The 14,783-nt window shown below is 60.4% G+C and carries 14 protein-coding genes and 1 tRNA gene; 1 reads left to right on the top strand and 14 read right to left on the bottom strand.

What is annotated here, in order from left to right; genetic code table 11:
- Nucleotides 1–319: 319 nt before the first annotated feature.
- The 14 genes from RI101_05385 to RI101_05320 form a co-directional block, all read right to left on the bottom strand.
- On the bottom strand, nt 320–1,120 hold the full coding sequence (locus tag RI101_05385; protein MEC4889474.1) for a hypothetical protein: 801 nt from the start codon (nt 1,118–1,120) through the stop codon (nt 320–322).
- Between the two features lie 2 nt (nt 1,121–1,122).
- On the bottom strand, nt 1,123–1,557 hold the full coding sequence (fliJ, locus tag RI101_05380; GenBank protein MEC4889473.1) for a flagellar export protein FliJ: 435 nt from the start codon (nt 1,555–1,557) through the stop codon (nt 1,123–1,125).
- The gene (locus RI101_05375; protein ID MEC4889472.1) at nt 1,554–2,861 is read right to left on the bottom strand and encodes a FliI/YscN family ATPase; all 1,308 of its coding nucleotides are present in this window, start codon (nt 2,859–2,861) and stop codon (nt 1,554–1,556) included. The genes fliJ and RI101_05375 overlap by 4 nt, the downstream gene beginning before the upstream one ends.
- Entirely contained in the window at nt 2,851–2,979 is a 129-nt protein-coding gene (locus RI101_05370; GenBank protein ID MEC4889471.1) for a hypothetical protein, read from the bottom strand. The genes RI101_05375 and RI101_05370 overlap by 11 nt, the downstream gene beginning before the upstream one ends.
- A complete protein-coding gene (locus RI101_05365; GenBank protein MEC4889470.1) occupies nt 2,966–4,036 on the bottom strand; it encodes a F0F1 ATP synthase subunit delta in 1,071 nt (356 codons plus the stop codon). The genes RI101_05370 and RI101_05365 overlap by 14 nt, the downstream gene beginning before the upstream one ends.
- Nucleotides 4,037–5,038, bottom strand: coding sequence for a flagellar motor switch protein FliG (gene fliG, locus RI101_05360; protein ID MEC4889469.1), 1,002 nt, complete (start codon nt 5,036–5,038; stop codon nt 4,037–4,039). It abuts the gene before it with no gap.
- A gap of 2 nt (nt 5,039–5,040) precedes the next feature.
- Nucleotides 5,041–6,606: a flagellar basal-body MS-ring/collar protein FliF gene (fliF, locus tag RI101_05355; GenBank protein MEC4889468.1), complete on the bottom strand. Its 1,566-nt coding sequence runs from the start codon at nt 6,604–6,606 to the stop codon at nt 5,041–5,043.
- A 36-nt stretch (nt 6,607–6,642) separates the two neighbouring features.
- Nucleotides 6,643–6,948, bottom strand: coding sequence for a flagellar hook-basal body complex protein FliE (gene fliE / locus RI101_05350; GenBank protein ID MEC4889467.1), 306 nt, complete (start codon nt 6,946–6,948; stop codon nt 6,643–6,645).
- A 77-nt stretch (nt 6,949–7,025) separates the two neighbouring features.
- Nucleotides 7,026–7,475, bottom strand: coding sequence for a flagellar basal body rod protein FlgC (gene flgC / locus RI101_05345; protein MEC4889466.1), 450 nt, complete (start codon nt 7,473–7,475; stop codon nt 7,026–7,028).
- Nucleotides 7,476–7,504: 29 nt separating this feature from the next.
- Complete coding sequence (gene flgB / locus RI101_05340) at nt 7,505–7,915, bottom strand: flagellar basal body rod protein FlgB (GenBank protein ID MEC4889465.1); 411 nt, start codon at nt 7,913–7,915, stop codon at nt 7,505–7,507.
- Between the two features lie 146 nt (nt 7,916–8,061).
- The gene (locus RI101_05335) at nt 8,062–9,471 is read right to left on the bottom strand and encodes a sigma-54 dependent transcriptional regulator (protein MEC4889464.1); all 1,410 of its coding nucleotides are present in this window, start codon (nt 9,469–9,471) and stop codon (nt 8,062–8,064) included.
- Complete coding sequence (locus RI101_05330; protein MEC4889463.1) at nt 9,464–10,753, bottom strand: ATP-binding protein; 1,290 nt, start codon at nt 10,751–10,753, stop codon at nt 9,464–9,466. The genes RI101_05335 and RI101_05330 overlap by 8 nt, the downstream gene beginning before the upstream one ends.
- The gene (locus tag RI101_05325; GenBank protein MEC4889462.1) at nt 10,750–12,918 is read right to left on the bottom strand and encodes a tetratricopeptide repeat protein; all 2,169 of its coding nucleotides are present in this window, start codon (nt 12,916–12,918) and stop codon (nt 10,750–10,752) included. Before RI101_05325 ends, RI101_05330 begins: the two co-directional genes overlap by 4 nt.
- A gap of 164 nt (nt 12,919–13,082) precedes the next feature.
- Nucleotides 13,083–14,486: a sigma-54 dependent transcriptional regulator gene (locus RI101_05320; protein ID MEC4889461.1), complete on the bottom strand. Its 1,404-nt coding sequence runs from the start codon at nt 14,484–14,486 to the stop codon at nt 13,083–13,085.
- A 184-nt stretch (nt 14,487–14,670) separates the two neighbouring features.
- Between RI101_05320 and RI101_05315 the strand changes: the two genes are divergently transcribed.
- A tRNA-Thr gene (locus tag RI101_05315) sits at nt 14,671–14,745 on the top strand.
- Nucleotides 14,746–14,783 lie beyond the last annotated feature (38 nt).

Here is a 14,783-nt window from a genome sequence, read left to right as displayed (position 1 = left end):
ATCGCAAAACCCCAATAAATGCGGCATTTTCACGAGAACAGTTGCGGGAGAACAGCCAGAGCGGAAAGAAATGCTGGGGCAGTAGGCAAGAACGATCTAGCAGGTTGCGAAAATAATCGCGCAGAGCCGTCAGCATCGATGAATGAATCAAGCATGGGAGCAGCCCGGAGCAATCGCAGGATGATCAAAAAGGCCGTCCAGCAAGGCCGCAGCCAGCGAAGAGGCGACGCGTACTGACGAACGTACGGAGAGCCTCTGAGCGCCGCGAGAACGCCGCTGGCGGACTTTTTCAGCATCCTGTTAGTGAGACAATCGAGAATTACGGGGCAGGAGCTAACAATTGTTCGGTCAATTTGGCGGCCCGCTCGGCTTTCATTTGCGCGAGAATGGCGCCGGCGGTTTTGCCTTTCACGAGGCGCAACATTTCAATGGCCTTCCGTTCCGGCATCTGTTCCAGCCGGGCGGCGGCATCTTCGGCCGGCATCGATTCATACATCTTGGCGAGTTGCGCCTGACTCTGAACCTTTTGCTCTTGCGACTGTTTGGCCGCGGCCGCTTTGCGATCGGCCAGCACTTGCTCCTGCTGGGCCTTTTGTGCATCCGCCTGTTTTTTGGACTTTTCCTGTGCCTCTTCCAACCGCTTTTGCATGGCCTCGCTTCTCGCCAGCACAGCCTCCACTTCAGCTTTCAGCGCGAGCAGCCGCGCCTCTTCTTGCCGGACCGCCTGCTCACGGCGGTCCAGATCTTTCTTCCGCAAGTCCATCATCTCGATCAGCTCTCGTGGCGTGTCGATGGCAGGGCCCTGCGTAACAGGGGCCGCAGAGGGCAGATCAGCGGCATTCTCCTTCTTCTCGCCCGCTCCATCCGGCGATGCCCCAGTGGCAGACATGGACATCGAGGTGGCACTTGTAGAGGCCGTCGTTTGCGCGTCGGAGGAGGCTGGCCCAAGCTGTACCATGACCCAGAACAAGATCAGCGATCCTGCCACACCGCCCATCAGCGTCCACAGATGCCGGCGGCGATCGGAACGGGTGTGGGACCGGCCCACTCCCGCGCCCTGACGGGTGGCATGACGAAGGGTGATGCGATCAGGACTGCAATCGAGACTCCGGCGAGTCATGGCTACAATTCTCCCTTGGAAGCCCCATGATAATGGGCGGCGTCGTCCGTCGCATGCTGCTCACGGCGGCGCTCCTCCGTCTGAGCGGCCTCCCGGTAACGTTCCGCCAGCCGCTCCAGCGTCTGGCGGTCCTGCCGGGCCGCCACCAATCTCACCTGCACGTCTTCCCATTGCTGGCGCCAGTGCGCCACGGTTCGCCGGGCCTGTTCCGATGCGGCGGCATGCGCTTCGAACCGCGATTGCCATTGCAGCAGCTGCTCGATCTGCATGCCCTCCCGCATCTCTTGCCGGTAGCGCTCTTCCTGCACCCCCTGCTCCTGGGCCAGACGCTCGCAGGACTGCTCTGCCTGCATGAGAGCCTGCGCCACCTGCGCCAGCTCCATCTTCAGCTGATCCTCCACTTGTGTCCGATACTGTTGCAGCGACGTCAAGCTCATGTGGTCTGTTTCGCCAATGCCAGCAAATCCTGGCGTGAGGCCGCGAAGTCGGCCGGCTGATCGACCGGCTGCCGCAGAAAGGCGTTGATCGCCTCCTGCGCGCGCACGGCACGATCGAGCATCGCATTCATCCCTTGCTTATAGGCCCCCAAGAGAATGAGGTCTTCCGATTGCCGGTATCGCGCAATGAGTTCGACCATCTGGCGGGCGGCGGATTCCTGCTCCCGGCTGACGATGTCCCGCATGACGCGGCTCGTGCTTTGGAGCACATCGATCGCCGGAAAATGATTCTGCGCCGCAAGGGTGCGCGAGAGAACAATGTGGCCGTCGAGAATGGACCGGACGGTATCCGCAATCGGATCGGACAGATCGTCGCCGTCAACCAGGACGGTATACAGCCCCGTAATCGTGCCGGTTCCAGGCCCAGTCCCCACCCGCTCCAGCAGCTTCGGCAGCATGGCGAACACCGACGGCGTATAGCCCTTGGTGGTCGGCGGTTCGCCGATCGCCAAGCCCACTTCCCGCTGGCTATAGGCCAGGCGGGTCAAGGAATCCATCAGCAGCAGCACCTGCTTGCCCTGATCGCGGAAGTATTCCGCAATACTGGTCGCCACCAGCGAGGCGCGCAGGCGAACCAGCGGAGGCTGGTCCGATGTCGCAACGATCACAACCGAACGCTGCAGCGCCGCAGGTCCGAGATCGCGCTCGAGAAACTCGTTCACTTCACGGCCCCGTTCGCCGATCAACGCAATGACATTGACATCCGCCTGGGTATAGCGGCTGATCATGCCGAGCAACACGCTCTTGCCGACTCCCGATCCGGCAAAGATGCCGACCTTCTGTCCCCGTCCACAGGTCAGGCAGGCGTTAATGGCCCGCACACCCAGATCGAGAGGGGTCGCGATGCGGCTGCGCGACAAGGGATTCGGAGGGCTGGCATGAAGCGGATACTGCGCCTCGGCCACGATCGGCCCTTTGCCATCGATCGGTTCCCCGAGACCATTGAGCACCCGCCCCAGGAGAGCGGGTCCGACCGGAAGGCGCGCCGCCTGCCCTGTCGGCGCGATGCGGCTGGAGGGCCCGATCCCCTGCATCTCTCCCAGCGGCATGAGCAGGACACGATCGGCCCGAAACCCGACGACTTCGGCGGGAATCACCCCTCGCCCATCCTCACGCGTAATATGGCAAATATCTCCCACGGTCGATCTGGCACCATAGCCTTCGATGACCAGTCCAACAGCCTGGGCGACGCGCCCTGTGACAGCGAGGGGATCGACCTGGTCGAGCAAATCGCTAAACGACATAATGCCCTCTGGCTCGAAAAGCCGCACTACAGCCCTCGATGACAAGTCCAATAACCTGCGCGACCCGGCCGGTCACGGATAACGGATCGACCTGGTCGAGCAGATCACCGAGCGACATGCTGTCCTCTTGCTCTGAGCGCTTCTCCGAGCCGCATGAGCTGCGTATCGAGCGACGCATCGACCACCCGGTTCTCCGTGTGCAGGATGCAACTGCCGCGCGACAGAGAAGGATCCGGCTCCACATGGAGCGTCACCGTCACATCCCCCATCTGACTGAGTTCGGCCCGCACGGAGTCCAGCAGCGCCGCATCGGCGGGATGGGCTTGAAGCGTAACCTTGGTGGACTCCCGCAGTGTGGCCAGCGCCGTTTTAGCCTGGCCGACGATTTGCTCTTTGCTCTGGGCCGCGTTCTCACGCAAGACTTTGGTCGCCACGTGAAAGGCCAGGCTCACCACGTCGTGCTCCACCGTCTGCTGCAACCCATTCAACGCCTGATTGAATGCCTGAACGGCGTTCGCGAGCAGCGCGCGATCCTGAGCGACCGTGGCGCGGTCCTGCTGGCGCCGCGCTTCATCCCGGGCCAGCGCCTGCCGTTCCCCTTCAGCCACGCCCCGCTCATACTCTGTGAGACCGTCTTGCCCGCGGGACGCGCCATCCTCCCCGAAGGTTTGCAGTACCATGTTCTGCACATGCAACCCGCCGGCGCGAACGACGGCATGTTTCAGCACCGTATTTTCCAGCCGCAACCGATAGAGTTCGAGCAGCCGGCGAGCCGTGAGCAAGACCACATCGTTCTGGACCGGCTTCATGAGAAAATCGGTGGCCCCGGCTTTCATCGCCCGCACGGCCAATTCGATGCTCGGCGCCCCGGTCATCACGACCCCGATAATCCGCCGGTCGTGCTGCTGCGCCTGCTCCAGCAGACTGATCCCGTCCTGGTCGGGCAGTGTGACATCCACCATCACCAGCGAAGGCGAGGCCTGCTTCAGCAGCGCAAGGGCTTCCTGCCCAGACCCGGCGACGCGAATCGCCACGCCTTCAGACTGAAAGAGCTCCAAAAACAGATGCCGGATGCTCTCATCATCATCGACCACAAGGATGGACCCCTGCATCCGCTTGCCGCTCGAGAATGCGGCCGCCGCAAGGGCGGCAGGCGTCGTCGTGCCGGTCTCCATCTAGAGCATTTCCTCCCCGGCTCCCGCCACGATAATACGGCCTTCCTCCTCCAGCTTGCGGCATACCTTGAGAATGTTTTGCTGGGCGCGCTCCACATCGGTAATCCTGACCGGACCTTTGGACTCCATGTCTTCCTTGAGCATTTCTGCCGCACGGGAGGACATATTCTTGAAAAACTTATCCTGGATGGTGAGATCGGCGCCGCGCAAAGCCAGCGGGAGATCGTCCTTGCTGATTTCCTTCATCAGCTCCTGCATGCCGCGATCGTCCAGCTTGATCAAGTCGTCGAACACGAACATCAACGCTCGGATGGCATCCGCCAGCGGCTGGCTCCGTTCCGCGATCTTCGCCATGATGGTGCCTTCCGTGTTTTTATCGAGCCGCGTCATGATGTCGGCCATCACTTCAGCTCCACCAAGCGTCTGGGCCCGCATGCCGGTGCTGGCCAGCAGCGTTTCTTGAAGTGTATTACTGAGTTCCTCCAACACGTCCGGCTGCACATCTTCCATCGTGGCCAAACGCAGCGCGACGTCGCCGCGCAGAAATTCCGGCAACTGCGCCAGCACCTGGCTCGCCTGTTCGCTTTCCAGATGGGCAAAAATCACCGCGATCGTCTGCGGATGTTCGGTCTTCACCATTTGCACGATGGTTTTCACATCGACCCATTTGAGGGCTTCGAGTCCGGGGTAGGTTTTGCGGCTCATCGACTCGATGATGGCCTTGGCTTTCTCCGGACCCAGGGCTTTGATCAGGATATTCTTGATGTATTCATTGCCTTTGAACTGCACTTCACCGACCGCGCTGGCGGCTTGGAATTCGGAAATCACCAATTCTTCTTCTTCCTTGGTAATTTTAGCCGTCCCATTCATGTAGTTCCCAAGCTTCTTGATCTCCTTGGGATCCAGCTGCTTGAGGACTTGCGCCGCCGCTTCCTCTCCGATCGCGCGCAGCAGAATCGCGGCCTTCTGCTCACCTGCCATTTGCTTGGGTGCTGCCGCCATTGCTACGCATTCCCCTTCAGCCACTGCTTGACGACCACCGCGGTGTTCTCAGGGCTCCGCTTGGCCATATCGACCACCTGCGCGCGTGACACGCCCGCTTCGAGCGAGGCTTCGACCGCGCTGACCGGAGCCGGAAGGGTCGGTGTTCCCGCCTCGTTTGACGGCCCTTTCTCCTCCGCGGTGGGCCCCAGCATGGCAATCAGCGGACGGACCACGAAGAAGAGAATCAGGAGGAACAACAGGCCGCCCACGCCATAGCGGAGATAGGGAATCCACGGCTTGGGTCCGTCGGCGATGGCTTCGACCGTCGAGACAGCCGGTTCTTCTGGGCCGAATCCGAACTGGACGTTCACGACCTGCACTTGATCCTGCCGCTCGGCGGAATAGCCCATGGCTTTTTTGACAATCTCTTCGATGCGCTTCAAATCTTCTTCCGATCGCGGAATGTATTTTTTCACGGCATCCACCGCCGCCTCTCCGTCCGCCGCTTTCGGTGTCTCGTAGGTGCCATCGACCAGCACGGCGACAGAGAGCTTCTTGATCGCGCCGACCGGTTCCACGATGCGGGACACGGTCCGGCTGATTTCATAATTGACGGTCTCATTCTTGGTTTGCGTGGCATTGGAACTGGTTTGAGCGGCTTCCAGATCGGAACCCGGCGGCACATTCGACTGGACACCGGGCACCCCGCCAGACACACCGTTCACGCCGCTCGACTTTTCCTGGCCGCGCTGTTCGCTGCGCACCACCTGCCCGTTCGGATCGTAGCGCTCTTCCGTCGTTTCGACTTTGCGAAAATCGATCAGGCCGGAGACGCGGACCACGGCCTTGTTCACACCGACAATCCGCTCGAGCATGCTTTGCACTCTGGTCTCGATGTCCTTTTCGACCGTGTGCTGATATTCCAGCTGCGTGCTGCTCAAGCCCACCGTTTCATCCGCAGCCGTGGAGGACAGCAACAGTCCGTGTCCGTCCACAACAGTGACATCGCGCGCCTGAAGCCCCTCCACACTGCTGGCCACCAGATGGACGACGCCCTGCACTTGGGATTTGGACAAGGTCAGACTATTGCGCAACGACACGACAACCGACGCCCGGGCACGATCCTGCTCGTTGGCAAAGAGCCGCCGCTCGGGAATGGCCAGGTGCACGCGCGCCCGCTCGACTTCCGGCATCTGCGCGATCGTCCGGGCCAGCTCCCCCTGCAACGCGCGCCGGTAATTCAGCTTTTGCACGAAGTCCGACATGCCGATGGAGGTGCGGTCGAAAATCTCATACCCGACGCCGCCTCCCCGCGGAATGCCTTGCGTGGCGAGCTGCAGCCGCAACTCATGCACCTGGGCCGAGGGCACGAGAATCGTCGCGCCGCCGCCGGTTGTTTCGTACGGCGTTTTCGCTTCTTTCAACTTGTCGATGATGGCCGCCGCGTCTTCACTGTTCACGTTCGTGAAGAGCACTTGCATATCCGGCTGCTGCGTCCAGAGCGCCAGGGCGATCAGCCCGGCCACGGATCCGGCCAGCGCGACAAGAATGATCAGGCGTTGATTGATCGAGAATTTCGAAAACATGCTGGGTGTTTACCTTGTTCATGCCGCCATCGGCGGTTAAATCTGCATCCGCTGAATTTCTTCGTAGGCGCCCACCAGTTTATTGCGGATCTGCATCATCAGCTGAAACGAGGCATCGGCTTGCTGCAAGGCCACCATCGTCCGATGGAGATCCTGGGTTTGCCCGGTCATGAGGGCATCGACGGCCTGATTGGCCTGCAACTGCACGTCGTTGGCTTTGCCGATGGCCGACTTCAGCGAATCCACAAAGGTGCCGGACGCGCCGGAGTCGCCCTGCCCCGGGCTGACGATCTTGTCAGAGATCGGTTGAATGGCTGGAGAGATTCCCTGAATTGGCGTCATGGCTTACCTCCCACACTCTCAGGCAATGTTCCACATGGAACATTGCTCATTACGACACGGAACAATACCATCATTGGTTATCGTCCAATTTCTAGCGCCTTGTTCCACATGGCGCGGGTGGCATTGATGGCTTGCACGTTGGCTTCATAGGCCCGTGACGCGCCGATCATGTTCACCATTTCCTCCATGACATTGACGTTCGGCAGCCGCACAAACCCTTTGGGATCGGCGTCCGGATGGTGCGGATCGTAGATCATCTGTCCCGGCTTCGGGTCCTCCACCACGCGCGACACGGACACGCCTTCCAGCGCATGCGCCGCCTGGCCGATCGCCACCTGCCGGAACGCCTTCTGAAACGCACTCGGCACGGCGGTCGAGCGAAAGACCACATCGCGGCGTTTATACGGCCCTCCGCTGGCAGTTCTAGTGGATTGCGCGTTGGCCAGATTGCTCGCGATGACATTCAAGCGGCGCCGCTGCGCGTCAAGCCCCGACACCGAAATCGCCATCGAATCAGTCATGTCCATGGTCGGTCCTCCTCATCTCTACTCCCGGCTTACCGGGCATCCCGAATGGCACTCAGCAATTGGTGAAACCGCATCGCCGTAATGCTCGCGGCGGCGTTGTATTGCATGGCGTTGTCGGACAGCTTGGCCATCTCCAGTTCCAGATTGACGGAGTTGGCGTCCAAGGGCAGATCCCCGGCAGGCACTTCCGCCAATTTTCCCGTCACGGTCTGATACCCCTGCGCGCCATGCGGACCGATATGCTGGCCCTGCGTGACCGCCAATGTCAGCGGAAAGCGTCCCTTGTGGGCCGCCTGTAATTGTTCGACAAACTGCAGATCCGACGCGCGATAGCCGGGCGTTTCCTCGTTGGCAAGGTTGGAGGAGATCACCCGCTGCCTGGCGCTCCGCAGATCCATATTCCGATGGAGCAATTGCATGGTGTTATCGATAATGTTCATCGCGCACCTCCTCCCCTCAACTCACGATTGCAACCTTGGTGCCCGGATTTTCCTCGCGGCATCGAGGACCCGGCAGCCTTGACCCGGCAAGAGTTGCCCAGGCCCGATCACTCCGCCCGGCAAGGATTTCCCTTTATTTAGCCCCGTCACACCGACAGCGGACGCTCCGTCTCCCGGTATTCGCGCAACTTATTGCGTAAGGTGCGAATGCTGATGCCCAATTCTTTGGCCGCATGCGTGCGGTTATCTTTGACACGCGCCAAAGTTTTGAATATCAACTCCCGCTCCATTTCCCAGAGAGATCCGTTGATGAGCGTCTGCACCGGAGGCGCGGCTGACGCCGGGGCCTGTGCGGGCATCGCCATCTGATCCGGCTGTCCTGACGGGAGATGGGCCGGAAGGATCGTCCCCTGCCCGGCCAAAAGCACGGCCCGCTCCATCACATTTTCCAGTTCACGCACGTTGCCTTTCCAGGGGAGCGTCTGGAGATGCGCGAGCGCCGCGTCGGAAAGACTAGGCTGCGGAAGCCCGTTGCGCGTGGCTGCCGTCCCGGAAAAATGCCGGGCCAGCAAGGCGATGTCGGCAGGCCGTTCGCGCAAGGGCGGCACCGTGATGGGAAATACGTTCAACCGATAGTACAGATCCTCCCGAAACCGCCCCTGCTCCACTTCGCGATACAGCGTGCGGTTCGTGGTGGCAATGACCCGGATATTGACGGGAATCGGATCCCGTCCGCCAATGCGATCGACTTCACGCTCCTGCAACACGCGCAAGAGCTTGGCCTGCAACCCCAGGTTCATCTCGCTGATTTCGTCCAGCAAGATGGTGCCGGTATGGGCCATTTCGAATTTTCCGATTTTCTTCAGCATCGCCCCCGTAAAGGCGCCCCGCTCATGGCCGAACAGCTCGCTCTCCAGCAACCCGTCCGGCAAGGCGGCGCAATTCACCGCGATAAAGGGGCGATGGGCGCGAGGGCTGCGGGCGTGGATAAATCTTGCCAGCAACTCCTTTCCGGTCCCGCTTTCGCCATTGATCAAGACCGTGGCTTGACTGGCCGCCACCCCTTCCACCGTGCTCAAGAGCCGGACCATGCCGGGATCTTGCGTAAGGATCGCCCGGCCTTCGACCGCCACGGGCGAGGTGGGCGATTCGGTTTCGCGGCCGTCTTTCAAATTCAGAATGATACGCTCCAGCAAATCCATCGAGAACGGTTTGAGGATATAATCGCTGGCTCCGTACTTCATGGCCTCAACCGCCGTCTCCACCGTGCCATAGGCGGTCATGAGCACGATCATCGTCTGGGGCGCGCGCGCCTTGATCTCCTTGATCAGGTCCAAGCCGGTCATGCGGGGCATCTTCAGATCCGTGAGAACCAGCCAGGGCTTGAACCGGACAAGCCGGTCCAGCGCATCGGCGCCGTCGACCGCGCCCTGCACCTCATAGCCAAGACGGCGAACCGTTTCCATGAGCGCCGTGCGCATCGACGGCTCATCATCAACGATCAGCACCCGCTCAATGGTCTCAGGGGCATCTGTCAGCAACTCTCGGTCAGTCATGGCGGCGATCCTCCATCTTGCGGGCGTCAGGGGTGGGTGAGACAGCCGTCACGCCGGCCATCTCGCAACGATCAGTCGTCACATCATCGCCGCCCGCCGGTTGCGGGAGCAGGATGGTGAACGTGGTGCCTTCACCGACCCGGCTCTCCACATCGATGCGCCCGTGATGGGCATCGATAATGGCATGCACAATGGCCAGGCCCAGGCCGGTTCCCTCATCCTTGGTCGTGAAGAAGGGGTCGAAAATGCGCTGCCGGTTGGCCGGATCGATCCCTTGGCCCGAATCCGTGACGGTCATGCGAATCGACGGCTCTCCGAGCGGTTGATCGGCCATCCCGGTAAGGGCCAGCGTCAACCGGCCTCCTGCCGGCATCGCCTGGACGGCATTGAGAATCAGATTGAGCAGCACCTGCTTGAGCTGGCCCTCGTTGCACCAGAGTGAGGGAATCCGAGGATCCAGATTCAACCGGATATCGACCGCGCTCTTGGCCATGGCGTGTGAGGCCAGCGACAAGGCATCGAGAACCAGCGGTTCAATCCGGTGCCAGGCGCGGGAGGATCGTTCCGGCCTCGTATACAGCAGCAAATTTGACAACAACCGGTCGAGCCCATGCACGGCCTGTGAGATCTGTTCCGCGTACCCCAGACTCCTCGGCATCTCGTGCAGGTCACGGCGCAACATCGACGCGAACAATTCCACGCTGCCGAGGGGATTCCGAATCTCATGCGCAATGCGCCCGACCATTTCCCCCATGGCGGCAAGACGGTGCTGCCGCTGAAGGCGCTCTTCCAATTCACACATCTGCGATACGTCATGCACCAGCAAGAGGCTTCCGGAGGGACTCCCTGAAGAGGCCTCCATCGCACTCCGCGACAGCGTGAGCAGTCTCTGCCCGACACGTTGAGGATGCCCGCTGACGCAGACATGCAGGCGCTCCAACACCTGCGCGACCGGCTGCTCCAGAAGAGCCTCCTGCGTGACACCCAATAGCGTCACCGCCGCGGCATTCGCCCGGGTAATCTTCCCCGCATCGTCCAACACCAGCACGCCGGTTGTCAGGGAGTTGAGAATGCCGCTGAGATGCAGCCGCATGGCCTCATTCTCGCGCAACTGGGCCCGCAACGCGTCGTTGCTCTGCGCGAGTTCCACATCCATTTGCTCGATCCGCTGCGTCAGCGTCGAATAGGATTGCTGGAGCGTATGGGCGGCTTGATCGAAGGTCTGAAAGGCTTGTTGCAAGAGATCGCGTTCGGCCGGATGCGCCGCGGACGGTGGCGTCATAGTCCCTCCTCCTTCGGCTGCTGCCGCGCCTGCCGGATGACGTCGTAATAGTGAGCCGAAAAGCGCGTGAGCAATTGATCCTCGCTCTGCCCCAATTCCGCCAAGGCGACCGTGGCGCGATCGTACTGTTTCAAGGCCCGCCACCCGCGCGCGATCTGGAGCCTGGCCCAGTCGATCTGCGCGGGGGACGGTTTCTTCTCGATGACCGTGTGGTACACCTCGTTCGCTTGTTCATGGCGTTTTAATTGTGACAACAGATCGGCATAGGCCATCAGGGCGGCCACGGATTTCGGCGCGCCCGCTTTAAACGCTTCCTCAACCGCCAGCACCGCTTCGTCGGGCTTCTTCATCTGGAGAAGGACGGCCGCCAGTTGCTGATACATCCAGGGCCGTTCCGGATGGCGTGGATGGCGGAGAATCCACTGGCGGCAGAAGTGCAACAACCCGGCCGTGTCCTGCTCTTCCATCATCGCGGTCACGAGCAGCCGCAACCCTTCGGACTGAAAGCGGCCATCGGGAAACTGGAGGCGTGCCCGCTCCAGCACGCCTCTCGCCGCGGCCGGATCGTGCTGATCAAGATAGGTTTTGCCGAGACTGACCAAGGCCTCCTCTGTGAGCGCCGGCAGCTTGTTCGCCTTCACCAACGCCTGATAGAGCCGCCCGGCTTCGCCGATAAACCCCAGGCGCCGATGCGCATCGGCAATCGTGAGCAGGAGCGGAGAGGCGAGATAGTGCCGCTCGCCAGCGGGCCCATGACGCTGAAAGAGGCTGATCAAGGTGACATCGTCCTGCGAGCGGGCGGCCGCTTCCATCCAGGGCTGCAACAGCGTAGCCAGCCGCCTCGACGCTGTTATCGGCCAGGGATCTTCCGGAGCCCTCTCCCCGCGCTCTACGATTTCCTTGTACACGGAGAGCGCCTGCGGAATCTCGTCGCGGCGTTCATGATACCGGGCCAAATACAACAGCGCTTCGCTCCCGATCGCATGGCGGTCGTATTGCTTGGCCACCGCTCGCATGCGGGTTTCAAAATCGAGCGCGGCAAACCCTTCCTCAGATCCATGATGAATCGTTTCGAATACATTCAAGCCGAGCCGCTGCCCCCCGGCCTGATGCAGGCGCTCGGAGACCAATGCCGCCAGCCGAACCTGCGCCAAATCCCCGGCTTCCGAACCGCGATAGTGGCCCGCCACAAAATCAAGAAAGAGTTCGGCCGAAGGGCGATGATCCGATGCCAGCAAACTATCGGCAAGACGCAACAGAGCGCCCGGCGCATCGGGATGGCGAGGGATCACATTATAAAACTGCAGGAGAAGCTCTCTCCCGAGCCCGCCATGCTGCGCGTCCATTTCAATCGCGGCATATCGCTGCAGCACCATCGGGTCGATCCGAACGGCCGCAGGCCATCGCCGATAGCTCAAGTCATACAGCACACGCGCGTCACGAAAGCGCCGCTGCCGAAACAGGCTGTGGGCCAAGCCAACCGTTGCCGGCATGAGCACCTGTTCATACCGGCTCTGCTTCCGGACATTCTCAAAGGCCTGTCCGGCCTCGGTCCATTTCTTCAATGCCAGAAAGGTATACCCGAGCCCCAGCAACGCCCGGTGGCCATCCGGCGTGTTGGGGCTATGAGCCATGGCCCGCTCATACATCGATTGGGCCTCGTGATACCAGGCTTGCTGCAGATAGAGATCGGCGATGCGCCACTCGGCGCGAAGCGCATTATCCGATTGCGGATACTCCAGCACCAACGTCTTATACTGGTTGATGGCATTCAGGCGATGCGTGTTAGAGGCGCCTTCGAGAAGAAACGATTCCGCCAGAAACGCGAGGGCCGAGGGAGCCAAGGAGCTGGAGGGCTGCTGCGCCAACACTTTTTCGAAGTGGCGGCGCGCCTGCGTCCAGTCTTCTTTCTTATACGCGCTGATGCCCTCCTGCAAGGCCAGACTATCCATCCCCTGTGAATGGCCTTCCAGCCGAGGCCCGTCATCGGGCAGAGGCTGGCCCGGCAACTCGATCTGCTCCGGCTGCCCCGCAGCAGACGGCAGTATCGTCGAGGAGGCGGCAGGTTGAGCGGTTGGCGATTCACCGAACGCGAGGGAACGCTCGACACACCACACAAGCAGCGCGAGGATCAATTGTGTCCAAACCAATCGTGATGACTTCACGGATTGGCTTATTCAGCAAAGACCATGCCCTCCCTATCGCATTTGATTTACTGGGCAAAAACGGCCGCCTGGCGGGTTGCGGCCGTGACCATTCCCCTGGCGCCGTCAAAACTCTCGACAGCACAGAAGATGAGACAGTCAATGAATTGACAACGGGGGGATGGCTAGTTCGAGAGCGCGTCGACTTGGGCTTTGGCGTCAAAGCCTTTGCGTTTGAGTTTTTCGACGAGGGTTGTCCGATTGACGTGGAGCAGCTGCGCGGCTCTCGCCGTGACGCCGTTCGCCTTCCGCAAGGCTTCGACGATCAGCTGATTTTCATACTGCTCCACTTCGTTGGAGAGATGAATGCCGTCTTCAGTGAAGCGAATGAACTGCTCTTTCATTTCCGCGGGACGCGCGGGTTTGTGGCGAATTTTTTCCGGCAAATCAATCACGGTCAAGAGGCCCTCTTTTTTCAGGACCACCAGCCGCTCCACCATATTCTCCAACTCCCGAATATTACCGGGCCAATCATACGCTGCCAGAAAGCCCATCGCCTCTGGCGCAAAACCCGTCACATGCGTGCGTTTCGTCTGATTGAAACGCGTGAGAAAATGCTCGACGAGCAAGGGGATATCGCTGCGCCGGTCCCGCAAGGGCGGGGTCACAATCGGAATCACATTGAGGCGATAATAGAGGTCCTGCCGAAACCGCTTTTCCTCCACCATTTTCTCAAGATCCTGATTCGTCGCCGCCACGATGCGCACATCGACTTGAATCGTCCGGTTGCCGCCGACCCGCTCGAAAGCGCGCTCCTGCAACACGCGCAGCAGCTTAACCTGCAGCGGAAGGCTCATTTCACCGATTTCGTCGAGAAAAATCGTCCCCCCGTTGGCCATTTCGAACCGGCCCATTCTGGTATGGGCCGCGCCGGTAAAGGCGCCCTTCTCATGGCCGAACAGTTCCGACTCCAGCAGATTTTCAGGAATGGCGCCGCAATTCACGGGAACCAGCGGACGATCTTTGCGCGAGCTGTTGAAGTGGAGCATCCGCGCGACCAGTTCCTTGCCGGTTCCGCTTTCTCCCTGGACCAGCACGGTACTGTCGCTATCCGCCACCTTCTCCACGAAATCGAGCACCTGGCGAATCGGCTCGCTGACGCCAATCAACTGTTCCAGCCGGTATTGATCGCGGACCGCTTTTCGAAGGAGATGATTTTCCTGGCGGAGGCGCTGAAACTCTACCGCTTTCTTGACGACGACGATAGCCGTATCCGGATCGAAGGGCTTGGTGATAACGCCCGCTTTCATCGCCCGCACGGCGCACTCCACCGTTCCAAACCCCGTCATCACAATGGGAATGATTTTGGCATCGATTCGGCTGATGCGATCGATGACTTCAAGACCATCAAAGTCCGGCAATTGAAAATCCGTGATGACGATCTGGACAGGGTGATCCTTGACCATTTGGACACCGCTGGTCGCGTCCTCCGCGACAGACACCGCATAGCCCTCATTCGTGAGGGTTTCTTCCAAAACCTCGCGAACCGCTTGATCATCGTCGATAATGAGAATGTGGGTCTGAGACATCGCGTTTCGTTCCGGTGCAGATCAGGCTGAATTTGGCTTAGATTAATGTGCCGAGGCCCTACAATGCAAGGGAGACGATCGCACTAGAGGCGATACGAAAGAGGGGGGAATTTCTTGACAGCATCTTTACGGAGTTGTTAGGGTGCGCTGTTCTCAGGTCTCTTCGACACATCTATATAGACGGGCTGGCGTAGCTCAATGGCAGAGCAGCGGTTTTGTAAACCGCTGGTTGGAGGTTCAATTCCTCTCGCCAGCTCCACACTTTACGACATAGCAGCAAAATCAGCACATTTCCTG

It is taken from the genome of Nitrospira sp. (assembly GCA_035968315.1).
Classification (GTDB): Bacteria; Nitrospirota; Nitrospiria; order Nitrospirales; family Nitrospiraceae; genus Nitrospira_D.
Note: the sequence above shows the minus strand (reverse complement) of the source record. Positions and strands in the feature narration are given on the sequence as shown.